The organism is Rhizobium sp. BK456, from assembly GCF_014194045.1.
In the GTDB taxonomy this organism is placed as follows: domain Bacteria; phylum Pseudomonadota; class Alphaproteobacteria; order Rhizobiales; family Rhizobiaceae; genus Rhizobium; species Rhizobium redzepovicii.
Genome location: NZ_JACIAO010000011.1, coordinates 164,842 through 190,010, shown reverse-complemented (window position 1 = coordinate 190,010; position 25,169 = coordinate 164,842). Strand labels below are relative to the sequence as shown.

Here is a 25,169-nt window from a genome sequence, read left to right as displayed (position 1 = left end):
CCACGGGCGACGTGAAAACGTCCGATGCACCGGCCTTCAGTCAACAAAAGTGAGGTAACATAATACCATATATCTAACTTATTGTTTTTGCTGGTTCTTTTTTCCAGACGTCGGGAAAGTCGATGTTGACCCCCTATCACATTGCCTTTATACACCGCGCAGAACGCAGCCTGTCCGGGCTGCTTTCTTTTTGGCATGCCGCAAGCCTGTCAATCCAAGCAACAAGAAACGCCCTTCAAGCCCTCGGGCCAGGGGTCTCAAAAGAGAGTATTCACTATGGCAACCTTCTCCCAGAAGCCTGCAGAGGTGGAGAAGAAGTGGGTGATCATCGACGCCGAAGGGCTGGTCGTTGGCCGTCTCGCTTCCATCATCGCTATGCGCCTGCGCGGCAAGCACAAGGCAACCTTCACGCCCCACGTTGACGACGGCGACAACGTCATCGTCATCAATGCCGACAAGGTCGTTTTCACCGGCAAGAAGTATTCCGACAAGGTCTACTACTGGCACACCGGCTTTGCCGGCGGCATCAAGGAACGCACCGCTCGCCAGATCATCGAAGGCCGCTTCCCGGAGCGCGTCCTCGAAAAGGCCGTCGAACGCATGGTTCCCCGCGGCCCGCTTGGCCGTCGCCAGATGAAGAACCTGCGCGTCTACGCCGGCTCCAACCATCCCCATGAAGCCCAGCAGCCGGTCGCCCTCGACGTTGCCGTGCTCAACAAAAAGAATGTAAGGAGCGCCTGATATGGCTGACCTCTCCTCCCTGAAGGATCTCGGCACGGCTACCGAAGCTGCTGCTCCGGCCCACGTCCGCAAGGTCGATTCGCTCGGCCGCTCCTACGCAACCGGCAAGCGTAAGAACGCCGTCGCCCGCGTCTGGGTCAAGCCGGGCTCCGGCAAGATCATCGTCAACGGCAAGGAATTCGCGGAATATTTCGCCCGTCCGGTGCTGCAGATGATCCTGCGCCAGCCGATCGTTGCAGCTGCCCGTGACGGCCAGTTCGACATCGTCGCAACCGTCGCCGGCGGCGGCCTCTCCGGCCAGGCCGGTGCCGTTCGCCACGGTCTCTCCAAGGCGCTCACCTACTTCGAACCGGGCCTGCGCTCGGTCCTGAAGAAGGGCGGCTTCCTGACCCGCGACAGCCGCGTCGTCGAACGCAAGAAGTACGGCAAGGCAAAGGCCCGCCGCTCGTTCCAGTTCTCCAAGCGTTAATCGCTTCGGACAGACGGAATTTTTACGAAGGCCGGGGCAACCCGGCCTTTTTGTTTTGCAATCGGTTAAAAGGGCAGAACCACTGCCGCGCGCGCTCTTCAGAACGCCAAAACACCGCGGTTCCGCGGTAACGGTATCGGTCAAACAAGAACAGAAGCAGCGCGTCTGAAAGATAGCGACGGGCTTTAATTCGCCCCAGGCGACGTGCATCGCGACGTGCATCAGTCGGAAGAAAGGGCGGCCACGCCGTTTCCATCCATTATGTCGTCTTGCCTGAGAGCGACCAGGATTTCGTCGGCGACGGCTTCCGCACCCGCCGAGGTGAAATGCACCTTGTCGGAAATGAAGGTCTTGCCGTCCCGCGCCAGATCGCACCGGCCCGCCTCTCTCCCACAGAAAATCTTGGCCGGATCGACGCGTAGGACATGCCTGTCTTTGGGATCGTCGAGATAGGCGTAGGAAGGCGACGATTGCTGGAGAAATTCATCCTGGGCGATCGTGATCGTCGGCGCCGGGGTGCCCTTGTGCATCAGCTTCGCGACCTTGGCGGCGATCTCCGTGTCGCCGCGCGGATGAGGATAGACGATGATGACGCGGATGCCGGCCGATGTCAGCGCGCCGACGGTTTTGTCGAACGCATCCCTCAGCCTCTGTCCCACGTCTGATGTCGCGACTTCTTCGCCATTGAAGATGTACCGGGATTGCTCGAAAAAGATCTTCCAGGAGGCGGCGAGGAAGACCGTTTTCACCTTGCTCTTGACGAGATATTCGATCGCTGCAGCGTTGAAGGCGCCGCAGTCGCGCGCCTGGTGGGGAACCATCGAGACGTCGGCGACCGGCGCACAGAAGCTGTGGGTGATCTGCTGCAGGCCAATATTCATTCCGTCCAGGCGCTTGGTCAGCGCCGGTGTCAGCGACGAGGCCAGCGAATCTCCGAGGATGGCGTAAGTCTGGGCGTGGCTGCCGTTAAATATGCAGTTCTCGATCGGCATCGCATCCCAGCCCGACGAGCCCTCGAGCAGGCAGGTCTTGCTCCAATCATTGTCCGCCATGAATTCCTTGATCGGCGCCGGCAGCCGCCAGGGAATGCCGCGCGTGTCGTGGCCGTAGATGCCGAAGGTGATGAAAGCTGCAAGCACCAGGGATACGGATGCGACCAGGCTGCGGGTGGACGGCAGCAATCGGCGCTCGCCGCGGCGGAACGGCTGCTCGACGAAACGCCAGGAGAGATAGGCGAGCATAAGAGAAAGGCAGGCGAGAGCGCCCATCACGATCAGCGGGGGCGGATCGATACTGCGGATCCGCGCAAAGGCAAAAAGCGGCTGGTGCCAGAGATAGGCGCTGTAGCTGATCTGCCCGATCATGGTGAAAACGCGGGTCGAAAGCAGTGCCGACACCCAGGTTCCCTGTCGTGCATAGAGCAGCACGAGCATCGCGCCGATCACGGGAACCACGGCGAGCGTGGAGGGAATGGGCGAGGTTTCGTCGAAATAAAAGACGGAAAAGGCGATCATGCCGAACCCCAGCAGCGACAACGGATCGCTGCCGCGCTTCTGCCCCTTCGACTGCACCAAGCTGCAGATCGATCCGGCCAGAAATTCCCAGGCCCGCGAGGGCAGGAAATAGAAATTGGCCGAGGGAAAAACCCGCGAGGCCCACTCGCTGTAGACAAGGCTGGCACACGCGATCGCAACCAAGACCGCAACCATCCAACTCGGCTTGCGCTTCCACATCACCATGACGAGCAGCGGAAAGAACATGTAATACTGCTCTTCGACGGCGAGGCTCCAGATGTGGAGCAGCGGCACCTCTCCGGCCTCCGGGGCGAAATAGCCGCTCTTGAACCAGAACAGGAAATTGGCGCCGGAAAGACTGGTGGCAATCAGGCTGTCGGAGAAGGCGCGAAACTCCTCCGGCATGACCCAGAGCCAGGCGAAGGGCAGACAGCACAGGACGACGAGAAACAGGGCCGGCAGGAGCCGGCGAGCGCGGCGCTCATAGAATGCCGCCAGCGAGAAGGTGCCGTCGCGCATCTCCTCAAGGATGATCGAGGTGATCAAAAAGCCGCTGATCACGAAGAAAACGTCGACACCGATGAAGCCGCCGCTGAAGAAACTGAAGCCCGCATGAAACAGAATGACAGGCATCACCGCGGCCGCCCGTAGGCCGTCAATCTCTCTTCGGTAAATCACTGTAAATATTCCTGAAATATAATATTTTTGCTGACTGTGCGGACCGAATCTGCAACCCGGACTTGCATAGGCAATCGCCAATTTTTCTGCAAGTATGAATTTTATAAAAAATTTGACTAAACCACCGCTTTTATCGGTATCGGCGGCGCGGGAGGAAGAGCGTTCTGTTGCCGAGCCCCGGCTACGCTGCTAGACAAGGGGCAAATGGCATCGCGAATGAGCGGAGCCGCAGTCCGGGGCGCATGATGAGAACAACCAAGTCCGCAGACAAATAGGCCGCAACAACCCTGCCCTGTTGTTGCGGCGTCTGTCCGGCCAATCCCCGATCCTGACGAAAAGACAGATCGCCGCCGAATGAAATCATTTGAGCGGTCTCTTTCCCATGTCTTATTCCAAAATCCAGCGCTGGACCTATTCCGTGCCGGCAGCCTTGCTGCTGATGGCGCCTTTCGACATCCTGGCCTCGCTTGCCATGGACATCTATCTGCCGGTCGTGCCGACGATGACCGAGGCGCTCGGCACCTCGCCTGAGGTCATCCAACTGACCCTCAGCCTCTACATGCTTGTGCTCGGTGCCGGGCAGATCGTGTTCGGTCCAGTCTCCGATATCGTCGGGCGGCGGCCCGTTCTGCTCGGCGGGGCGGCACTCTTCGCCACTGGCTCACTCTTGCTTGCCGAAACATCATCGGCACCCCTCTTCATGATCCTGCGATTGCTGCAAGCCATCGGCGCCTCAGCGGCGCTGGTCGCCACCTTCGCAACTGTACGCGACGTTTACGCCGAGCGCCCGGAAAGCAGCGTGATCTATAGCCTGCTCGGTTCCATACTGTCCTTCGTGCCCGCATTCGGGCCGATCGTCGGAGCGATGATTGCGGATCTCTACGGGTGGCGAGCCATCTTCGTCGTCATCGGCCTGCATTCGGTCGCCGCAACTCTCAACGCCGGGATGCGGTGGCATGAAACCCGCCCCACCACGGCGGCGGCGACCATCTCGTTCCAGCCAATTCTCGCGAGCTTTCCCTTCTGGGTCTACACAATCGGCTTCAGTGCGGCGATGGGGGCCTTCTTCGTCTTCTTCTCGACCGCGCCTCGCATCCTGATCGATCAAGCCGGGTTTTCCAGCATCACCTTCAGCTTCATTTTTGCCTCGGTGGCCTTAGTGATGATCGTGACGGCGCGCTTTGCCAAACGCTTCGTCACGCGCTGGGGCATCGCAGGCAGCCTCGCCAGAGGCATGGCGATGCTGCTTCTCGGCGCCGGGATGCTTGCCGCCGGAGAGGTGTTTCTGCAGGCACCCCTCATCGGCTTCGTCCTGCCGATGTGGATCATCGCGATCGGCATCGTCTTTGCGACCGCGGTCACCGCCAATGGTGCGCTCAAGGCGTTCGACGATACCGCCGGTACGGCGGTGGCGCTCTATTTCTGCATCGAAAGCCTCCTGGTCGGCGTTGCCGGCACCTTGTTCGTCGTATTGCTCGACGGCGACACCGCCTGGCCGCTGGCAGCTTATGCCGCGGTGACGGCGCTGATCACCCTCGCCGGACTGCGGCGGCTTTCGTGCAAAGCAGCCTGACGAACTTGCTGCGGAAAGGCGGCCGCTCGAAAGCCAGGAGTGGCCGTCAAGCGAAGCATCGCTTGAAATCTCGCCCCACCTCGCCTACCCCTTTCCTGCCCCGAAAGGAAACATCGGTTGCTTTCGGGAGATCAGGCAAACCTGACCGTCCGGAGCAGCCTATTTCGTCGCCCGGCGGTTTGGTCGTGACCGGTGACCGGCCGATATAAGGCCGACATCGAACGCGACTATGGTTTAGCGCCCATAGAGAAGGAGCCCCTCTTGGCGAACAAATCCATCGATCATGCCTTTACGGCGACCAGCCTCACTTCCGCCGCCAGCGATCCGACCTTTGCCGGCGCGCTGTCCTTCATGCGCCGCCGCTTCACCAAGGAGCTTGCCGGCGTCGACGTTGCCGTCTGGGGTATTCCCTTCGATGCGGCAACCTCGAACAGGCCGGGCACACGCTTCGGGCCGCAGGCAATCCGCCGCGCTTCGGCGATCTTCGACAATGATGCGCAATATCCGTTCAACCGTGATCTTTTCGCCGAGATGGCGGTGATCGACTACGGCGATTGCCTGCTCGACTACGGCAATCACCAGGATACGCCCGATGCCATCGAACGGCAGGCGAATATCATCCTCGACAGCGGCGCCTTCCTGCTGACGCTCGGCGGCGATCACTACGTCACCTGGCCGCTGCTGAAAGCCCATGCGGCAAAACACGGCGCCCTCGCCCTTGTGCAGTTCGACGCCCACCAGGACACCTGGTTCGACGAGGACCGGCGGATCGACCACGGCTCCTTCGTGGCGCGGGCCGCCCGCGAGGGCATCATCGATCCCGACCGCTCGATCCAGATCGGCATCCGCACCCATGCGCCGGAGGATTGCGGCGTCAATATTCTCTACGGCCATCAGGTCGAGGAGATGAGTGCGGGCGATATCGCCTCGGCGATCATCTCGCATACGCGCGGCGCGCCTGCCTATCTCACCTTCGATATCGATTGCCTCGATCCGGCCTTTGCGCCGGGCACCGGCACGCCGGTTGCCGGCGGACCGTCGAGCGCCAAGATCCTCTCGGTGCTGCAGCGCCTGCACCAGCTCGATATCCGCGGCGCCGATATCGTCGAGGTGTCGCCGCCTTACGATCATGCCGATATCACCGCCATTGCGGGGGCAACGGTGGCGATGTATATGCTGGGGCTTCATGCCGAACGACGCGCCATCGCCGTGTCACAAGGCTGACCTATTATCCCAAAATGAATCCGGAAACCTTCTGAACCCATTGAAAGCGCAGGTTAACATGGCACCGAAAATCTTCATCGACGGCGAACACGGCACGACGGGTCTGCAGATCCGCACGCGCATGGCCGGCCGCCGCGATGTCGAGCTTCTGTCCATTCCAGAGGCCGAGCGGCGCAACGCCGCCATGCGCGAGGACATGCTGAACAGCGCCGATATCGCCATTCTCTGCCTGCCCGACGATGCATCGAAGGAAGCGGTCCAGATGGTCTCGGCCAACAACAATGTCCGCGTCATCGACACGTCGACCGCCTTCCGCGTCAATCCCGGCTGGGCCTACGGCTTTGCCGAAATGGACGGCGCGCAGGCTGACAGGATCAAGGCCGCGCGTTTCGTCGCCAATCCCGGCTGCTACCCCACCGGCGCAATCGGCCTGATCCGGCCGCTGCGCGCCGCCGGGATTCTGCCGGACGGCTACCCGGTCGCGGTCAATGCGGTTTCCGGCTATACCGGCGGCGGCAAGCAGATGATCGCCCAGATGGAAAATCCGGATCACCCGGATGCGATCACCGCGCCGCATTTCGTCTACGGCCTGCCGCTCACCCATAAACATGTGCCCGAAATGACCGTGCACGGGTTGCTCGATCGCGCGCCGATCTTCTCGCCGTCGGTCGGCAAGTTCGCGCAGGGCATGATCGTGCAGGTGCCGCTGCATCTCGGCGACCTCGCCGAGGGCACGACGATGGAAAGCATTCATGCCGCCCTCGCCGCCCATTATGCCGGCCAGGAGATCGTCACCGTCGTGCCGCTTGCCGAAAGCAAGACGCTGCCCCGCGTCAACGCCGTCGAGCTCGAAGGCAAGGACACGATGAAGCTCTTCGTCTTCGGCACGCCGAGCGGTTCCCAGGTCAATCTGGTGGCGCTGCTCGACAATCTCGGCAAGGGCGCCTCGGGTGCCGCCGTGCAGAACATGGACCTGATGCTCGCTTCCTGACGCCATGACGCTGGATGCGCTTTTCGCCGGCGTGCACGTCTGGTTTGCCGCCGCCCTGCCCGACCATGGGATCTATGCGCTGATGGCGTTTGCCTTCATCGCCGGGCTTGCCCGCGGCTTTTCGGGCTTCGGCGCCGCATTGATCTTCATTCCGCTCGCCGGCGCGATCGTCGGGCCGAAGCTGGTTTCGCCGATCCTGCTCGTCATCGACGGCATTGCCACATTGGGTATGATCCCGCCCGCCTGGCGCGGCGCCAACCGGCCCGAGGTCTTCGTCATGGCGGCCGGGGCCGCACTCGGCGTGCCGGCCGGCACGGCGATGCTGGCACTGCTCGACCCGCTGCTCCTACGCTGGAGCATCACCATCATCGCCATCGGCCTGCTTACGCTTCTCGCATCGGGATGGCGCTATCACGGCGCGCCTTCGGCTCCGCTCAGCAGCGGCGTCGGCCTGATCGCTGGGCTTTTCAGCGGCGCCGCGCAGCTTGGCGGCCCGCCTGTCGTCGCCTACTGGCTTGGCGGCAAGAGCGACTTCACGCGCGTCAGAGCGAATGTCGTGCTCTATTTCTCGATCTCATCCGTCTTCAGCGCCATCAGCTATTACGTCGGCGGATTGTTCGTGCCTGCGGTCTTCGCGCTGACCGCCGTCATCCTGCCAAGTTACGCGGTCGGGCTCTACGGCGGCTCGAAACTGTTCGGGCTCGCCGAGGAGCGGACCTTCCGCATCGCCTGCTACATCCTGATCGCCACCGCCACGATCATCGGCATGCCGCTGCTCGATGGGGTGCTGCGCTAGACTGGCTTACGACACCGCTTCACCCGCGCTCCGCGATGGCGGTGGCGTGCGGATATTCGCCATAAAAACCGCGCCAGTTGGCGATGGCGAAACCGAAAACCACCAGGGCGCCGGCCTGATGCAGCAGGCCCCAGTGTAGCGGCACCTGCAGCAGCAGCGTGGCGATGCCTATTGCCGCCTGCAGCGTCACCAGTGAGAAAAGCACGACGGCGCGGCGGGCATGCGTGGTCCAGGCTGCGGCGCGAAGCGCGATCACCATGTTGATCAACGTCAACGCGAAGAGCGTATAGGCGCCGATGCGGTGGATGAACTGCACCGTCTTCGGGTTCTCGAAGGCATTGATCCAGAAGGGCTGCTGGATCAAGAGATCCGACGGGATGACCGCGCCGTCCATCAGCGGCCAGGTGTTGTAGGAAAAACCGGCGTCTAGCCCCGCCACCAGCGCGCCGAGATAGATCTGGAACAGCGCGAAAATGGCGATCGCGGCGGCAAATCCGCGCGAGCTGCGTGTCGGCGCCGGATCGTTGGAATGCGGTGAGAGCCCGCGCATGATCCACATGCAGCCGGCAAAGATCAGGCAGGCCATAATCAAATGCGTCGCCAGCCTATACTGGCTGACGTCGGTGCGGACGGACAGCCCTGAGGACACCATCCACCATCCGATGAAACCCTGCAGGCCGCCAAGCGCCAGGATGCCGACGAGCGGCCAGCGCAGGCCCTTCTCGATCCGCCCCGTCAGCCAGAAAAAGAGGAGCGGCAACGCGAAGATCACGCCGATGCCGCGGGCGATCAGCCGGTGGGCCCATTCCCACCAGAAGATACCCTTGAACTCGTCGACGGTCATGGAATTGTTCAATTGCTGAAATTCCGGAATGCGCTGGTAGAGGCGGAATTCCTCCTCCCATTCGGCGGCCGACAACGGCGGGATGACGCCATGGATCGGCTTCCACTCGGTAATGGACAGGCCGGAATTGGTCAGCCGCGTGGCGCCGCCGACGAGCACGAGACAGAAGAGCGCCAAAAGCACGAAACCCAGCCAGAAGCGCAAGGCGCGGCGGTCGCGGTTCTGCTTGCGCACTTCGCTCAGGATCGCCTGTTCCGTGGTCGGGTTTGCGACGGCCATGATGTCTCCTTCTATCCGGCAGTTGATTTGCCCCAGCGGCTCATGCAAAACAAGCCCCGAACCTTTGCGGCATGCCGTCGCGCCGGTCCGCCCCGTCCCTGCCGAGAGATAATTGATGCCCGTCCGCCTCCGCAAATTCATCGGCACGATCCTCATCATCGTGCTCGTTCTGGTCTATGCGCTGGTGGCGAACACGATCGCGGTGGCAACGCTCGGCAACGCGCCCTGGTGGGGGCACCTGCTCTATTTCCTGCTCACCGGCCTGCTCTGGGTCCTGCCGGCGATGGTAATCATCAAATGGATGGCCGGGCCGCGGCAGCAATAGGCCATTAACGGCCGAATAACCGTGATAGGCGGAAAACCTCGCCCATGGCGTGCGAGTAAACCAAATATACGTCCTGCATTCCTACCTTCCCGTTCAGCATTCTTGACCGGAGAAAACCGTGCAGACGCAAAAGCTCGATGTTCATGAACAGCCGTCGGAGGACGGGGCGCTGGCCCAAACGACCATTTCGCGCCTGCGCCAGCTCAGCATGAAACTCGCCATGGCCGAAGTCGACATCAGCGTTTTCGACGCGATGCAGCCGCTGGAGGACGACTGGCGGGTGCTAGAGCGCGACAATCTCCAGTCGCTGCATCAGAGCTATGACTGGTGCGCCGCCTGGGTGAGCGCGTTTCAGCGGCCGCTGGCGATCCTCAAAGGCACCCATGCCGGTGAGACGGCTTTCATTCTGCCGGTCGAAATCGTCAAGTCGCGGGGGCTTGGCGTGGCGAAGTTCATCGCCGCCGATCACAGCAATATCAATACCGGCCTGTTTTCCCGAAATTTTGCCGAAAGCGGCGGCAGCATCGACGCCGAGAAGTTCGCGGGGCAGCTTCGGCACGCCTTGAAGGGCCGGGCCGATCTGCTGCTGCTGCAGAATATTCCGCTGGAATGGCGGGGAAGACAGACCCCGCTCACCGGGCTGCCGATGGTGCAGAACCAGAATCACGCCTATCAGCTGCCGTTCTTTCCGGCTTTCGAGGAGACGCTGAAGCAGCTCAACGCCAAGAACCGGCGCAAGAAATTCCGCGTTCAGTCGAAACGCCTCGAGGCGGCCGGCGGCTTCGAATACCTTGCCCCCGAGGAATCGGAGGAACAGCACCGGCTGCTCGACATCTTCTTCCGGCTGAAGAGCGCCCGTTTCGCCAGCCTCGGCCTGCCCGATGTCTTTGCAGACAAGGAAACGCAGGCCTTCCTGCACGGTTTGATCGACAAGCGGGGTGACGGCAGGCAATATTTCGGGCTGCAGATGCATGTGCTGCGGCTCAAGGGAGAGAATGAGGGTCGGGTCGCCGCGATTTCAGGGATTTCGCGCAAGGGCGACCATATCATCTGCCAGTTCGGCGCGATCGATGAGGAGCTGGTGCCGGATACGAGTCCCGGCGAATTCCTCTATTGGCAGACCATCTCGGGATTGCATGGCAAGGGGGTGGCGCTGTTCGATTTCGGACTCGGCGACCAGACCTACAAGCGATCCTGGGCGCCTGTGGAGACTGCGCATTACGACGTGGTGCTGCCGGTCTCGCCGTTCGGCGTTCTCGCCGGCGCCGCGCACCGTATCGTCACCCGCGGCAAGGCCCATATCAAGGCCCGACCGAAGCTCTATAAATTCACGCAGAGCATCCGCGCACGGATCGGCTAAGCGGTGTTTATGTTACGCGTGTCGTTACCGCAAAACCGCTGAACACTTTTGCGCGACATGCATTAGGCAGCCCGGCCGAGCGTCTGCTCAGCCCCTTCCCCGCCCGACATCAGCACGACGCGCTCGTAGCCGGCAGCCTGGAATTCCGTCATCAGGGTCACGAAGATCGTTTCCTCGATCTCCGGTAGGGAGAGAATGATCTCGACATCGCGGCTGCGGGTCAGCCGCGAGACGCCGGCGACATCGGCCGAACCGCATTCGACCACCACGAGGTCGTAGGCGGCGGCAAGCGCATCGAGCAGCAGCGACAGCCGGTCGACACCGCGCATGGCCCGGCGCACGTCGCTCTGGCCCTGGGGGATCACATGGGCTAGGGAAAGACGGTCGCTGTGGATCGTGTCGCCGAAGGCGGCCTCGCCGCAGAGCAGATCGGTGACGCCGGGAGCAGCCTGGTCCTCGGCCATCAGCTCCGTGGGGTAACCGGAACCGGTCATATCGATCAGGATGACGCGGCGGCCGGCGTCGGCGAGCATGCGGGTCAGCAAAACTGTTGCCGCGGAGCCATTGTCACCGGTCGGAGATATTGCGATAGCCAGCGGCGCACGGCTGCCCGTGAGATAATCGGCAACGGAGGCGACGGAGAATTCATTGTCGTCTTCCGGCAGCTTCTCGGCGGCCTCGGTGTCTTCGATCACGTCCTTTTCGTCTTCATCCCCGACAATGGCGAGCATGCTCGGCTGGATGGGCTTTCTGACGGCAGAGACAACCGGAGCGGCCTGCGGCGCAACCCTCTCCTCGACGAGAGTTTCCGCCTCGATGGTCTCGGGGGCCGCATCGACGGGACGGAGCGCCCGGCCGCTGAAGAGTTCGGCCAGCATGGTGACGATGGCGCTCAGGATCAGAGTGGCGACCGCAGCGACAACGACGATCGGCACCACCTTCGGGAAATAGGGATCGACCGGCTCGATGGCCTTGGAAACGATACGGGCATCCGCCGGGCTCGAATTGCTGTCGGCGCGGGAAGCGGCCTCGCGGTAGCGCACCAGATAGGTTTCGAGCAGCTGGCGCTGGGCGGTCGCCTCACGCTCCAGCGCATTGAGGCCGACCTCGTCCTCGCCGGCGCGGGCGCTGTTGGCCTGCACCGTGTCCGACTGGCGCTCGAGCTCGCTTGCCCTTAGATCCGCAACCTTGGATTCGTTCTCGATGCTCGTCAGGATCTTTTGCGTCTCCTGGCGGATCTGGGTGCGGATATCGGCGAGCTGGGCGCGCAGGCTTTTCAGCCGTGGATGGTTGTTGAGAAGGCTGGTCTGCAGATCCGAGATTTGCGACTGCAGACCGGATTCCGTCGCTTTCAGCCGCTGGATCGCCTGGGACGACATGATGTCAGGCAGCGTGTCGGAGGCTTCGCCCGAAGACAGCGCATTGCGTACCGCCTGCGCCCTCGCCTCGGCATTGGCCTTGTCGCCGCGCACGCGGGTCAGCTCCGCCGAAATATCGTTCAGCTGCTGGGCGGGAAAGGTGGTCGTGCCGTTCGTCTGCAGCAGCCCGTGCGAGGTGCGGTATTCGGCGACCTTCTTTTCGGCTTCACTGACCTTGCGGCGTAGGCCCTCGATCTCCGGCTCCAGCCAGCGCGTCGCTTCCGAATTGGAATCAAGCTTGGCGCCGCTCTGGGTCGAAAGATAGACATTGGCCATGGCGTTCGGAATGGCGGCCGCGAGCTTCGGGTCCTTCGAGGTGAAACTGATGCCGATGACGCGTGAACCTGGCACCTGGTACACCTGCAGGCGTTCGACGAAAGCGTCGATCACCCGCTCTTCCGGCGGGTTCTCCATCGGGTTCTTCTTCAGATGCAGCTTCACCATGATACTGCTCATCGCCGAGCCGTTGGCGGCATCGTCGAATTCCGGCAGGTTATAAAGCTTCAGGTCGTTGATGACCTTCTTGAGGAGATCGGCCGATTGCAGCAGTTGCACTTGGCTGGCGATATTCAGCTCATCCATCAGCGGGCCAGCGCCGGCGTCGTTGACTTGCTGGGTGCTGGCGAAGGCCGGCGCCCGGGGTTCGATCAGGATGCGTGTTTCGCTGCGATATTGCGGCGACATAATCTTGGCGCCTGTAAAGGCGATGCCCGCCCCCGCAAGCGTAATCGCCAAAATCCTGAGCCGCCGCGCCCAGACGGCGCGGACCAACTGGCCGAGGTCGATGTCCACATCCTGATCACGCGCTACGCCGGACATGCTCTTACTCCACAACAAATGTGCCGCAAGCGTAAACGACCATGGTAACTCAACGGTTAATGGCAATCTTGCCGAGTAATAAGCGACGGCCGATGAAAGGAACTCAGGAAATTGCAAGCGGCCTTTACCGAGCATTAACCCTAACGGATTGATAACGGCTCTACCGAGTTCATTTTCTGTGAGCACAAACGGATGTCTGTCGTCCAGCCCAAGATCCTTTTGGCCCTGAGCCTTGCAGCCATGACGGCGGCATTGGGCGGTTGCACGACATACAAACCGGCGCCGAAGGCGTTCAACGAGGCGACCATCCAGCCCTATACGCTTGATAGCGGCGATCGGCTGCGCGTTACCGTCTTCGACCAGCAGAGCCTAACCAACACCTATACCGTGGATCAGGCCGGTTATATCGCCTTCCCCCTCATCGGCCAAGTCCCTGCCCGCGGCCGAACCCTGCAGCAACTCTCGGGCCAGATCGCCCAGAAACTGCAGCAGGGCTATCTTCGCGATCCTGATGTCACCATCGATGTCGATCGCTACCGTTCGATCTTCCTCATGGGCGAAGTCGGCCAACCCGGCCAGTATGCCTATGTCCCCGGCATGACCGTGCAGAACGCCATTGCGGTCGCTGGCGGCTTTACCAGCCGCGCCAACCAGAGCATGGTCGACGTCACCCGCAAGATCAACGGACAGGTGCTGACCGGCCGCATCAACATATCCGGGCCGATCATCGCCGGCGACACGATCTACGTTCGCGAACGGCTTTTCTGAGCGATGACAATACAGAAGCCGCTCCGCATCCTCCATTGCTTCAGGTCGCCGGTCGGCGGAATTTTCCGCCATGTCCGCGATCTCGTCGAGGAGCACAGCAAGGCCGGTCATCAAGTCGGCATCCTCTGCGACAGCTCGACCGGCGGCGAGTATGAGGACAGCCTGTTCGACGATATCCGTCCCTATCTCTCGCTCGGCCTGACACGCGTGCCGATCCGGCGTTCGATCAGCCCGTCCGACCTTGCGACGATGTGGGATACATACAAGAAAATTAAAAGTTTGCGGCCGGATGTGCTGCACGGACACGGCGCCAAGGGCGGCGTGCTCGCGCGACTTGCCGGCTCAGCGTTGCGGGTGAACAGGTATCGCGTAGCCCGCCTCTATACCGCGCATGGCGGAAGCCTGCATTATTCGCGTTCCTCGCTCAGCGGACAATTCGTCCTGAGGATGGAGCGCCTGCAGGAATATTTCACCGATGCGCTGGTCTTCATCTGCGAATACGAGCGCGACACCTATGCGCGCAAGGTGGGCAAGCCGCGGACGAAGACCAGACTGATCTATAACGGCATCGCCGAGCGCGATTTCGAGCCGATCCCCACCCGCTCGGATGCCGTGCACTTCATCTATGTGGGTATGCTCCGGGACCTCAAGGGTCCCGATCTGTTTGTCGATGCCTTTGCCAAGACCGAGCGGCTGCTCGGCCGGCCGCTGTCGGCGCTGATGATCGGTGACGGACCGGATCGCGACCGCTACCGCGAGATGATGGTCGAGCGTGGCCTCGGCAAGCGCATCGGCATGCTGCCGGCGATGCGGGTCCACGAAGCCTTCTCCATGGCGCAGAACCTCGTCGTTCCCTCGCGCGCCGAAGCCATGCCCTATATCGTGCTCGAGGGGCTCGGGGCCGGCAAGACGATCATCGCCAGCCGGGTCGGCGGCATTCCCGAGGTGCTCGGCGCCGACAGCGCAGCCCTTGTGGAGGCCGGAAATTCCGACGATCTTGCCCGCGTCATGGCGGAAACGCTGAGCACGCCCGACTGGCACGCCAAGACGATGCCGAAGCCCGAGGCGGTAAAGGCGGTGTTTTCCTCGGCCGTCATGGCGCGCGATGTCCTGAAATTGTACCATGAGCTCGTCGATCCGGCCGCTGGCCGAGCAATGCCCGCCGCCCCGTAAATATTTCTTAGGGGCTTTCTGGTAATTCGCTTGGTGACAACGAGCGAAAGCCCCATGAACAAGCTGGAAAAAGGCGATCAATTCGACGTGGAAGCACTGCGCAAGCAGGTCTCCGACATCGAGGTGCGCGGCGACGCGGGTCAGGAAAAACCGTCCGACCCGACAGAAATTAATCCCTATGCCCGGCAGATCGCCGAACAGTTCCGTGACGGAACCAAGTCGCCGGTGATCATCATCGGGCAATTGCGGCTGCTGGAATTCCTGGCGCTCTTTGCGATCGCCCTGATCGCCCATTATTTTTGGCCCGGTGACGGCTACGATTCATCGCTGGTGCGGACCGGCATGGCGGCGATCGCCTCGGCCTTGACCGTTATCGGCCTGCAGCTTGGCGACACCTACACCATTCCGGCACTTCGGGCCAAGCTGCGGCTGATCCCGCGCATCCTGGGGTCGTGGACGGCCGCACTCCTCCTGACGGTCGGCCTGTTCGCGCTGGTTCGCGGCAGCACATGGGCGATGGTCGTCGGCGCTTATCTGCCCTGGTTTACGGCTGGCGCGCTCTTCCTTGCGGCCGAGCGTTTCCTCGTCGCCTACGGCATCCGTAACTGGGCGCGCAACGGCATCATGGAGCGCCGCGCCGTCATCGTCGGCGGCGGCGAGCCGGCCAAGGAGCTGATCCGCATCCTCGAACAGCAGGATGACAACGACATCCGCATCTGCGGCATCTTCGACGATCGCGGCGAGAAGCGTTCGCCGATCATGGTTGCCGGTTATCCGAAGCTCGGCACTGTGGCTGAACTCGTCGAATTCGTGCGATTGACGCGCATCGACATGCTGATCATCGCTCTGCCGCTTTCGGCCGAGGCGCGTATCTACGACCTTTTGAAGAAGCTTTGGGTTCTGCCGGTCGATATTCGCCTTGCCGCGCATGCCAACCGGCTGCGCTTCCGGCCGCGCGCCTATTCGCACGTCGGCAGGGTGCCGATGCTCGACATTTTCAAGATGCCGATCCGCGACTGGGACTCCGTTGCCAAGCGTGGCTTCGACATCTTCTTCACCGTGATCGCGCTGGCGCTGCTCTGGCCGCTGATGGTCGCGACCGCCATCGCCATCAAGGCGACCTCCGAAGGGCCCGTCTTCTTCATGCAGAAGCGCCACGGTTTCAACAATGAAATCATCAACGTTTTCAAGTTCCGCTCGATGTACACCAACATGGCCGACCCCACGGGCAAGGCCGCGGTGACCAAGGGCGATCCGCGTGTCACCCGCGTCGGCCGCTTCATCCGCAAGACCTCGATCGACGAATTGCCACAGCTTTTCAACGTGCTGCGGGGCGAGCTCTCTCTTGTTGGCCCGCGCCCGCATGCCGTTCTCGCCCAGGCCCGCGACCGCGCCTTCGGCGATGTCGTCGAGGGTTATTTCGCCCGCCACCGCGTCAAGCCCGGCGTCACCGGCTGGGCGCAGATCAACGGCTGGCGCGGCGAAGTGGACAATGACGAGAAGATCAAGTTCCGCACCGCCTACGACCTCTATTACATCGAGAACTGGTCACTCTGGTTCGATCTGAAGATCCTGTTCCTGACGCCGATCCGGCTGCTCAACACGGAAAACGCCTATTGAGCGCGATCGAGGCGACATATCCCCGTGTCGCCCAGCCGCAGCGGATGACGCTGCGCCTGATCGGCTCGGCCTTTGTCGCCTTCGGCGTTTTCCTCTCCGGTTTCGTGATCGACGAGCCGGCGCCCTACGAGCTCTGGATGGCTGGACTGATCGGCCTCTGGTTTATCCTGGGCCTCAGGATTTCGCGCGGCGTCGCACCGCTGCTTGCCCTGCTGCTCACCTTCAACATCGGCGGCATGCTGTCGCTGACGCAGATGAAGGATCTGGCGACCGGGCCGATGTATATCGCGGTCTCGACCTTTTTGGCGCTGACGGCGGTCTTCTACGCGGCGATCATCGAGGACAGCCACAAGCGGCTGCCGCTGATCTTCAACGCCTGGACCTTCGCCGCCGTCGCCACCTCCGCGCTCGGCATACTCGGTTATTTCCACGCCTTTCCGGGCGCTGAAATCTTCACCCTCTATGACCGCGCCAAGGGCGCCTTCCAGGACCCGAACGTCTTCGGCCCCTTCCTGGTGCCGCCATCGCTTTATCTCGTCCACGGCATCCTCGTCGGCGACCTGAAGAGATCGCCGCTGAAGGCTCTCGCTCTGCTGGTGCTTGCACTCGGGATCTTCCTGTCCTTTTCGCGCGCCGCCTGGGGGCTCTTCGCGCTCGGCGTGGCGCTCCTGATCTTCATCATGCTGCTCAAGGAGCGCAGCGGCGCCTTTCGCCTCAGAGTTCTGGTGCTGTCGCTGGCGGCGATCATCATGCTGGTCGCCTCGCTGCTGGTGGCGTTGCAGATCCCGAAGGTCGCCGAACTGTTTTCGGCGCGCGCTCAGCTGGTGCAGCAATATGACGGCGAACATCTCGGCCGCTTCGAGCGCCATCGGATCGGCTTCACCATGATGATGGAGCGCCCGCTCGGCATCGGCCCGCTGGTGTTCGGCACGATCTTTCCCGAGGACGAGCACAATATCTGGCTGAAATCGCTGACCACCTATGGCTGGCTCGGCTTCGCCACCTATGTCGGCATGCTTGTCTGGACGCTGGCGCTCGGCTTCCGATACCTGCTGCTCGACCGGCCGTGGCAGCCCTTCCTGATGATCGCCTGGATCTCTGTTCTCGGCCACGCCACCATCGGCAACGTCATCGATATCGATCACTGGCGCCATGTCTATCTGCTGCTCGGCACGGTCTGGGGCTGCGCGGCGCTCGAGGTGCGCCACAAGCGCGGCCGTAGGCCATAGCTGCGAGCACATCGCTGCCTATTTCGTCGCGCCTGCCGTCAAGCCGGCGATGAACCGCCGCTGGAAAACCAGATAGGTCAGAATGAGCGGGAAAATGACGATCACCGCGCCGGCGGTCAGGACCGGCGTATTGACGGTGTAACGCCCCTGGAAAAACAGCATGCCGAGGGGCAGCGTCCGATAGGCGTCGTCATTGACCAGGATGAACGGAATGAGAAACTCGTTCCAGGTCCAGATGAACAAGAACAGCGCCAGCGTCGACATTGCCGGTATCATCAGCGGGATAACGATCTTGCGCAGGATATAGAAGCGTCCGGCGCCATCAAGCACCGCGGCTTCGAGAACTTCCTCCGGCAATTGCTGCATCGCGCTGGCAAGGAAGATCGTCGAGAAGGGTATCGACATCGCGATCTGCGGTATGATGAGAGCCGCATAGGTATTGATCAGCCCGAGATAGCGCATCTCATAATAAAGCGGGATGATGAAGGCCTCCGCCGGCACCATCATGCCGAGCGTCAGGATCGCAAACAGCGTGCGCCGGAGCGGAAACGACAGGTAGGCGAAGGCAAAACCGGTCAACAGGCCCAGGAAGACGCTTGCGGCAACGACGGGTATGACGACGACGATCGAGTTCCAGAAGTAAATGTTGAAATGCCCGGCATTCCAGGCATCGACGTAATTTTCGAAATGCGGATAGGCCGGAAGGGCGAATGCGCCCTTCAGAACGTCAGCCTTGCTTTTTATCGAGGTCAGCAGCAGCAGCAGGAACGGGGTGATCGTTACGAAAGCGAGAAGCCAGAGCACAATGCGAAGGAAGAGCGCGGCGGGGTAGTTGGACGAGCGGCCCATCAAGCCATTCCTTTGCTTCTTGAGCCCACCAGCCGGTGAATTGCATAGTTGATTGCGAATGTCAGCAAGGCGCCGACAATGGCGATGGCGGCCGCTGCGCCGAACCGATTGAGCTCAAAGCCGAGCTGATACATGTAGATATTCGGCACGAGCGTCGCGTTGGCGGGTCCACCCCGGGTCATCGTGAAAATCAGGTCGAAGCTTTTGATCGAGGCTATAACCGTCAGAAGCAAAACCACCCTGATCTCGGGCATGAGAAGCGGCAGCGTTATCCAGAAAAAGGTCTTTCGCGGCGACGCGCCGTCGACCTTGGCGGCGTCGAAAAGAGACGGGTCGATGCGCTGGATTCCGGTGAGGAAGATGACCATGCAAAAGCCGAAGAAATACCAGGTGGCAACGATCCCGACTGCGGGAAGCACGAAATTGAAATCTCCGAGCCAGGGTAACGCGAACCGGCTCAATCCTATCGCTCGCAGAAACTGATTGAACGGGCCGAATGCAGGATTGTAGAGCCATGCCCAGATGATGCCCAACACGGCGGTTGGCATGATGTAAGGCAGGAACAGGAAGGTTCTGAGGGCGAGTTGTTCGCGTTGCTTCAGATTCCACACGCAGGCGGCAAGCGTTATGCCGAGCACGAGCGGCAGGACGCAGTAGAAGATCATCAGCTCGGCATTGTTGCGCAAGGCAATGTAAAAACGGCTATCGGAAAAGAGATCGGCGTAATTGCCGAGGCCGACCCATCTCGGCATCGTCAAGCCGTCCCAACTGGTCAGGCTCAAACCCAAGGCCGCGACGATCGGCCCAAAGACAAAAGCCGTATAAAGCAGCAATCCCGGCAATAAATAGATGAAATTGGTCTGTTGCGAGCCATCCAGTGCGGAGCGTTTCATCCAGTACTCCATGAAGCCAAAGCTCTGGTCATCGTGCGGCAAGTCGTCAGCTCGCAGCGCTCATTTTAGCGTGGTGGATAGGACGCCGGCAGGACCGCCTAGTGCGCGGTCGTGACCGGCGTCCGCACTTCCTATTTCTTATCCTTCAAATAGGCCTGATAGTCCTTGTCCATGGCATCGACAAAGGCTTCGGGCGTAATCTTGCCGGACAGGAGAAGTGGCGTGTTGTCGTCGATTGTCTTCAGCATCGTCGGGCTCGACCAATCGGGGTAATGGCCGAGCGCATCGTTGGCATTGAGTGTCTTCCACATTTCGATGCCGGAGGTCAGGAGCGGCGTGAGCTTGGGCTTGGCATCCGCCGGGAGCGATGTTGCAGGAAGATAGCCTGCAGCGGCCCAGCTTTCGGCGGCCTTTTCGGACACCATATAGTCGATGTACTCGCCGGCCAGGTCCTGTTTCGCCTTGTCTTTAGCAAGGCTGGTTATCGCCCAGGCAAGATCGACGCCGCCGACGCTCATGGGCTTGGAAACGCCCTTAGGAGCGGGAATGGCCATGAAGCCGATATCCGGATTGTTTTGCATGTCGCCGAAGTACCAGGTTCCGGAGATCAGGAATGCGCCCTGCCCTGATATGAACAGCTGGACGGCGTCGTCACCCGATATGCCCTCGAAACCGGGGTAGAAATAGCCGCCCTGCGCCCATTGCTGCACGAGTTTGGCCGATTCGATGTTGCCCTTTGTGTTCCAGGAGCCGCCCTTGCCGTAGATCAGGTCGTCAAGCTCGGCGCGATTGGCCGCGTCAATATGCGCTTGATCGATAGCGCCGATCATGTGCAGGGCAAGATGCTGCTTGGCGGAGCCCATCATGAAGGGCGCAACGCCTTTTTCCTTCAGCTTGTCGAGGTCGGCCAAAAGCTCCTCGAAGGTTTGCGGCAGCGCCACGCCGGCGTCGTCGAGGATCTTCTTATTGTAGTAAAGGCCGACGATCTCGCCGAGACCTGATATGCCGTAGGTCTTACCGACCCCGAATTTCGCCCCCTCCCAGCGGTCTCTGGCCAGCACGGAATCGGACTGCCGCTTATCCCAGCCATATTTCTGAATGTACTCGTCGACCGGCAGGAGCAAGCCTTCCTTGACCATCGCGCCCATGTCGCCGGCGCCCTGGTTGACCTTGGTGATGACAGGGCCATCGCCCGCCGAAACTGCAAGTTTCAGCGTCAGCTTCATGTCATCGAAAGTGCGCGCAGTGCGTTTGATCGTGACACCGGGATGCGCGGCTTCGAAATCCTTATTCAGTTGCTCGATGACCGCGCTCTGGCCTTCGAAGGTCTGGTCATCCCACACGGCCAGATCGTCGGCCCGGGCGGCGGAAAGGCCGAAACTCACAAGCGCCGCGCCGGCGAGCGCGACAGCTGCTTTCAATCGGTATGCCGGCAGTATGCTGATCGATCTCACGGTTCTGTTCATCTGCTCCACCTCATTTGGTTTATTCTCCACTCCCCGTCCGGGCCTCGCACCTGGCGCCGGCCGAACGTTTTCTTTCCCCAGAGCTTTGCCTGGTTGGCGAATCTGGGGTAATCGTCACTGCATCGGCCCCTCTCGCGATCCAGAATGACAAAGCGCCACGCAGGAGGTGGCAAAACGATGGACAGCAACTGCTTCATCCGCCCGGCGATTGAAGCCGATATCGACGCTCTTTTCGACATCTGCCTGAAAACCGCCAATGGCGGCGAAGATGCCAGCGCGCTTTACAGCGACCCGCATCTGCCCGGTTACATCTGGTCGGTACCCTACCTCAAATTTGCCAGAGACTTTGCCTTTGTTCTGGTTCAGGGCAACCGGCCGGTCGGCTATGTCGTCGGGACGCCCGATACTGTCGGGTTCGACAAAGATCTGAAAGCAGACTGGTGGCCGTTCGTCCGACAGCAGGTCGCCGGGCTGACGCCCAACCGTCCGCGCGATGCCGACGTGCTCGAACGAATTCAAAATCCGCGCAGCGGAACGACGTGGCTTCAAGACGACTACCCGGCGCATCTTCACATCAACATTCTTCCCGGACTTCAGGCCGGCGGCTGGGGGCGCAGGATGATCAGCACCGAGCTTGAAGCGCTCCGCAATCACGGAGTCGGAGCGGTGCATCTCGGTGTCGATCCGAACAACGAACGCGCCAGAGGTTTCTACCGTCATCTTGGCTTTTCCGAACTCGAACGCGATGGCTCCGTCGCCTTCGCCATGCGGATTGATAAGAGACCCGAGTAGAACCGACCGAGCCGTCATGCTCATGAGATTGGCTCCGCATTTGCGGCGTCAAGCCCATATTTCAAAACGACTGCCGCCGGCATGGCGCTCCAGCCCTGAAGCAGCGAGCCGCGCCCATAGGGCGGCGAGAAATATTCCACCGCACCGATCCAGCCATTGTCGAGACAGGTTTCCCACCAGCGCGTCAGGGCGTAACGCGCCCCTCCAAGTCCGTGGCGAAGGCGTTCTTCGGCATAGGCGCCATCCCAATAGGGCCAGTCCGAGCCATTGTGGTAGCGGTAGGGAAACGCCGTCTTGGATCGCAGATCGCTTGGCCGCTTGAAGGGCGGATAGGCGCACATTACACCCCAGCTGCCATAGGGCTGCTCGTGATTGTTGCGCGTTTCCAGCTGGCTTTCAAAGGCTCTCAGCAAGCCAATGGCCTGCTGTTTTGAAATTGCGCCGAACCGCGACAAGGTCAGGCTGTCGAGAGCCAGATGATCCTCGACAAAAGCGCCAGGCGTTCCATAGTCGACATATCCTCCCGTTGCCGGGACGAAGAGCTTGGCCTCGATCTCCTGGCGGGCCAGATTTGCGGTCCTGCCCGCGCGTTCGGCAAGAGCCGGATCCAGACCGTCGCCAAGCCTTGCCACCGCATCCATGGCGCCGATGAAAAGACCGAGATCATAAGAGACCAGGCCCTCGCGATAGACGTTGTCGGCCCAATCCCGATCGTTACGTGGCTTTACCGGCAGGACGCTGTCGGGGCCGGCCAGGCTGAGATAGCGGTCGACGATTGCCCGAACGATCGGCCAGTGCAGCTGCGCCTCGGCGAGGTCCTTCGTGGCCCTGACGTAGTCGTCGATGAACAGGATGAAAAAAAGCGGGCTGTCGAAGTGGTCGCTCCACCAGTCTTGCGGACGGTTGTGGTATTCCGGGACCGCCTTTTTGTGGGTTTTGGGATTGGCCTTGCTGTCTTCGACAAAGCGCTGCCACGCCTCCGATTGCGCAGGCCCGGTCAAGATCACCCCGCTCGGGGCTTCTCCATCCGGCTGCACCCCCTTGGCAAGCAGCCGGATCTCGTCGCGCACCGCCTCCGGTGCGAGCGTCAAAAGCGGCTGCATCGTCCAATAGCCGTCGCGGTAATAGGTCCGCGCCGGGGCACTGTAGGCCTGCCCCGCGGCAAGACCGGCGAAGGCGCCGTTTTCGTCGCGCCTGATGCTGGAAAGCGCGGCATGGATGCCCTGGCTGACCATGCTGCGCATCAGCGGGTCGGCGTCGGGCGCCAGATCGCAACGCGCGACATATTCGGCGGCTTCGGCAACGATCGCTTCGCTGGCGAGGCTGAGAGCCCTCTCGGCTTCGTCTCTGGAGGCGCCGACGGCAATCCGCAAATCGGAACCGAGAACGTCCACGATGAGGACACCCCAGCCCATTTCGGCAGTCTGCCGATGGGGCCCCCGAGTAACCTTCGCGCTCGCGCCGTCCCCATCCGGCTCATGCCACCAGGCGCAACGACGCGCCGGATATACGCCCTGAAGGCGTGCGCCGCTGATCAACATCACCGGCAGCGACTGCGCGACGAATATGCCGCCCTGCCTGGAGACCATTCGGTTCGGCGCATAGGTATAAGGGCCAGCGATGGCGGAAAACCTCACGCGCCCCAGACTGCCGGCGCCCCAGAGGGCGAGATCAGCATATCCGTCCGGATGAACATCGGCCTGAAGGCGCGGCGCCATTATAGGCAGTAAAACGCCTTGTTCGGCGGAAAGCTGTCCATCGGTCGAGGGCTTTATCATCGATAATCCCCCCACAGCGAAGTTGAAGAGGCTGCAGAACGCGAAAGAGAGCAATAGAGGGACAAGCCGGGGCCTGCTCCTCTTCGGGCGACCTTGGCGAGCGCGCGGCTATCCAGACAATGCGGGTGGCGCATACTTGTCCTCGACCCTCTTTATTTCGCCGTGCATTTCATTGCACGTTGATATCAGCCTACAGGCGACCTCCCATTTGTCAAGGACATAGACAAATCTCCACCTTGGGTGTACTGAAATCCGCTTATATGACGAAGTTGAGCCGAAGCCCTCCTTTCTACGAGGGTTTCGGGTCAATATCGACCCCTGATTAGGTATATGCTCCGAACTAACTGGAAGAGCTAGCCGATGGCACTGACACTTTCTGCCACGCAGACGCCCATCGCACGAAAAATCTCAACTCATGCCGTGATCCGGACCGTGTTGGCGAGCGGCTCGATTTCCCGCGCCGACATTGCCAAGCTGACCGGCCTTTCGAAACAGACGATTTCCGATGTCGTGCGCGACCTCGAGGATGATGGATGGTTGAAACCTGTCGGCCAGACCGATGGCCGCCCGGGCCGCAATGCGATTACGTATGAACTCAACGCCAGGGCGGGTCTTGCGGTCTCCATCGATCTCGGCGGCACCAAGATCGCTGCGGCGATCTGCGATCTGCTAGGTAACATCATAGCCGAAACCAAAGTGGCCACCGACCCCCGCGGCGGAATGCATCTCGTCAATCAATTCAGCGATCTCATCGTCGAACTCTTGCTTGCAGCCGGAACGACTGCCGACAAGCTCCGTCTCGTCGTTCTGGGCAGTCCCGGCGTGCTCGATCCGGCCACCGGCCATATCAATGTGGCGCCGAATATCCCCGGCATCGACGCGATCAATCTGCGGCAGGTCTTCTCCGACAGAATGGGCATTCCGGTGATCGTCGAAAATGACGTCAACCTCGCCGCGCAAGGCGAGAAATGGCGGGGACACGGTGTCGAAACCGGCAATTTTGCCTTCGTCGCGCTCGGAACGGGCGTCGGCATGGGCATCATCGCCAATGGCGCACTGCTGCGTGGCGCGCGTGGCGCGGCCGGCGAGATCGCCTATCTCCCGATCGGCGGCGATGTTTTCGATCCCGGCGGGTTTACGCTCGGGACCTTCGAGAGTGCAGTCGGCAGCGTCGCGATGTTACGCCGCTACACCGGCTTCGGCGGGCGCAACGCTGCCACCGTGGCCGATCTCTTCAACGCCTTCAATGCAGGCGATGCCAGCGCCGTCGCCGCAATCGAAGAGACGGCAAGGCTAGTGGCGCTCGCCATTGCCGCCATCGGAGCAACTCTCGATCCCGAACTGGTGATCACCGGCGGCAGCATCGGCGCAAGACCGGAATTGGTAAACGCCATCCGGGGTTTCCTGCCGCGCTGCACGCCTTATCCGCCGCGCATCGAGATCAGCCGGTTTGGGAACCGGGCCGCCCTCATGGGAGGCATGGGGGTCGCGGTCGAGCGCATGCACGACGATCTGTTCGGCGTGAAATTGAAGGATACTTGATCGGCCTGCGCCACTTGAGAACTGCGGT

General features: G+C 61.4%; 21 protein-coding genes. 14 read left to right on the top strand and 7 right to left on the bottom strand.

Annotated features, from left to right (window positions below; translation table 11 throughout):
- Positions 1-276: 276 nt before the first annotated feature.
- Complete coding sequence (gene rplM, locus FHX03_RS27150) at positions 277-741, top strand: 50S ribosomal protein L13 (protein WP_003573970.1); 465 nt, start codon at positions 277-279, stop codon at positions 739-741.
- A 1-nt stretch (position 742) separates the two neighbouring features.
- On the top strand, positions 743-1,210 hold the full coding sequence (gene rpsI, locus FHX03_RS27145) for a 30S ribosomal protein S9 (RefSeq protein WP_003587370.1): 468 nt from the start codon (positions 743-745) through the stop codon (positions 1,208-1,210).
- Positions 1,211-1,431: 221 nt separating this feature from the next.
- On the opposite strand, the gene FHX03_RS27140 is transcribed toward rpsI, so the two are convergent.
- Positions 1,432-3,402 (bottom strand): acyltransferase family protein, encoded by a 1,971-nt coding sequence (locus tag FHX03_RS27140; RefSeq protein WP_097627165.1) that lies wholly within the window; start codon positions 3,400-3,402, stop codon positions 1,432-1,434.
- Positions 3,403-3,784: 382 nt separating this feature from the next.
- Between FHX03_RS27140 and cml the strand changes: the two genes are divergently transcribed.
- From cml to FHX03_RS27120, 4 genes are all read left to right on the top strand, one after another.
- A complete protein-coding gene (cml, locus tag FHX03_RS27135; protein ID WP_183856324.1) occupies positions 3,785-4,975 on the top strand; it encodes a CmlA/FloR family chloramphenicol efflux MFS transporter in 1,191 nt (396 codons plus the stop codon).
- A gap of 261 nt (positions 4,976-5,236) precedes the next feature.
- Positions 5,237-6,199 (top strand): agmatinase, encoded by a 963-nt coding sequence (gene speB, locus FHX03_RS27130; RefSeq protein ID WP_097627161.1) that lies wholly within the window; start codon positions 5,237-5,239, stop codon positions 6,197-6,199.
- A gap of 58 nt (positions 6,200-6,257) precedes the next feature.
- Complete coding sequence (gene argC, locus FHX03_RS27125) at positions 6,258-7,190, top strand: N-acetyl-gamma-glutamyl-phosphate reductase (protein ID WP_097627159.1); 933 nt, start codon at positions 6,258-6,260, stop codon at positions 7,188-7,190.
- A 4-nt stretch (positions 7,191-7,194) separates the two neighbouring features.
- The gene (locus FHX03_RS27120; RefSeq protein ID WP_183856322.1) at positions 7,195-7,986 is read left to right on the top strand and encodes a sulfite exporter TauE/SafE family protein; all 792 of its coding nucleotides are present in this window, start codon (positions 7,195-7,197) and stop codon (positions 7,984-7,986) included.
- A gap of 19 nt (positions 7,987-8,005) precedes the next feature.
- On the opposite strand, the gene FHX03_RS27115 is transcribed toward FHX03_RS27120, so the two are convergent.
- Positions 8,006-9,109 carry a COX15/CtaA family protein gene (locus FHX03_RS27115; protein WP_097627155.1) on the bottom strand — a complete coding sequence of 368 codons (1,104 nt, stop codon included), beginning with the start codon at positions 9,107-9,109 and terminating at the stop codon, positions 8,006-8,008.
- 115 nt (positions 9,110-9,224) lie between these two features.
- On the opposite strand from FHX03_RS27115, the gene FHX03_RS27110 reads away from it, so the two are divergent.
- Complete coding sequence (locus FHX03_RS27110; RefSeq protein ID WP_003573983.1) at positions 9,225-9,434, top strand: DUF2842 domain-containing protein; 210 nt, start codon at positions 9,225-9,227, stop codon at positions 9,432-9,434.
- A 118-nt stretch (positions 9,435-9,552) separates the two neighbouring features.
- On the top strand, positions 9,553-10,794 hold the full coding sequence (locus FHX03_RS27105) for a GNAT family N-acetyltransferase (protein ID WP_097627154.1): 1,242 nt from the start codon (positions 9,553-9,555) through the stop codon (positions 10,792-10,794).
- A gap of 62 nt (positions 10,795-10,856) precedes the next feature.
- Here the strand turns inward: FHX03_RS27105 and FHX03_RS27100 are convergent, their stop codons facing one another.
- Positions 10,857-13,031, bottom strand: coding sequence for a GumC family protein (locus tag FHX03_RS27100; RefSeq protein ID WP_097627152.1), 2,175 nt, complete (start codon positions 13,029-13,031; stop codon positions 10,857-10,859).
- A gap of 192 nt (positions 13,032-13,223) precedes the next feature.
- Here FHX03_RS27100 and FHX03_RS27095 point away from each other — a divergent pair, with 192 nt between their 5' ends.
- The 4 genes from FHX03_RS27095 to FHX03_RS27080 are packed head-to-tail and all read left to right on the top strand — an operon-like array spanning position 13,224 to position 17,821.
- On the top strand, positions 13,224-13,799 hold the full coding sequence (locus tag FHX03_RS27095; protein ID WP_003573986.1) for a polysaccharide biosynthesis/export family protein: 576 nt from the start codon (positions 13,224-13,226) through the stop codon (positions 13,797-13,799).
- 3 nt (positions 13,800-13,802) lie between these two features.
- Positions 13,803-14,972, top strand: coding sequence for a glycosyltransferase family 4 protein (locus FHX03_RS27090; protein WP_183856320.1), 1,170 nt, complete (start codon positions 13,803-13,805; stop codon positions 14,970-14,972).
- Positions 14,973-15,026: 54 nt separating this feature from the next.
- Positions 15,027-16,592 carry an undecaprenyl-phosphate glucose phosphotransferase gene (locus FHX03_RS27085; RefSeq protein WP_183856318.1) on the top strand — a complete coding sequence of 522 codons (1,566 nt, stop codon included), beginning with the start codon at positions 15,027-15,029 and terminating at the stop codon, positions 16,590-16,592.
- Positions 16,589-17,821, top strand: coding sequence for an O-antigen ligase family protein (locus FHX03_RS27080; protein WP_183856316.1), 1,233 nt, complete (start codon positions 16,589-16,591; stop codon positions 17,819-17,821). The genes FHX03_RS27085 and FHX03_RS27080 overlap by 4 nt, the downstream gene beginning before the upstream one ends.
- An 18-nt stretch (positions 17,822-17,839) precedes the next feature.
- Here FHX03_RS27080 and FHX03_RS27075 read toward each other — a convergent pair whose 3' ends face one another.
- The 3 genes from FHX03_RS27075 to FHX03_RS27065 all read right to left on the bottom strand — a co-directional run bounded on the left by FHX03_RS27075 (position 17,840) and on the right by FHX03_RS27065 (position 21,029).
- Positions 17,840-18,670 (bottom strand): carbohydrate ABC transporter permease, encoded by an 831-nt coding sequence (locus tag FHX03_RS27075; protein ID WP_097627144.1) that lies wholly within the window; start codon positions 18,668-18,670, stop codon positions 17,840-17,842.
- Positions 18,670-19,563 (bottom strand): carbohydrate ABC transporter permease, encoded by an 894-nt coding sequence (locus tag FHX03_RS27070; RefSeq protein WP_097627142.1) that lies wholly within the window; start codon positions 19,561-19,563, stop codon positions 18,670-18,672. The genes FHX03_RS27075 and FHX03_RS27070 overlap by 1 nt, the downstream gene beginning before the upstream one ends.
- A gap of 131 nt (positions 19,564-19,694) precedes the next feature.
- Entirely contained in the window at positions 19,695-21,029 is a 1,335-nt protein-coding gene (locus tag FHX03_RS27065; RefSeq protein WP_097627140.1) for an extracellular solute-binding protein, read from the bottom strand.
- Between the two features lie 177 nt (positions 21,030-21,206).
- On the opposite strand from FHX03_RS27065, the gene FHX03_RS27060 reads away from it, so the two are divergent.
- Positions 21,207-21,821, top strand: coding sequence for a GNAT family N-acetyltransferase (locus FHX03_RS27060; RefSeq protein ID WP_097627138.1), 615 nt, complete (start codon positions 21,207-21,209; stop codon positions 21,819-21,821).
- Between the two features lie 20 nt (positions 21,822-21,841).
- On the opposite strand, the gene FHX03_RS27055 is transcribed toward FHX03_RS27060, so the two are convergent.
- The gene (locus FHX03_RS27055; protein WP_097627136.1) at positions 21,842-23,599 is read right to left on the bottom strand and encodes a glycogen debranching protein; all 1,758 of its coding nucleotides are present in this window, start codon (positions 23,597-23,599) and stop codon (positions 21,842-21,844) included.
- 360 nt (positions 23,600-23,959) lie between these two features.
- Here FHX03_RS27055 and FHX03_RS27050 point away from each other — a divergent pair, with 360 nt between their 5' ends.
- Positions 23,960-25,141, top strand: coding sequence for an ROK family transcriptional regulator (locus FHX03_RS27050; protein ID WP_097627134.1), 1,182 nt, complete (start codon positions 23,960-23,962; stop codon positions 25,139-25,141).
- Positions 25,142-25,169: the final 28 nt, after the last annotated feature.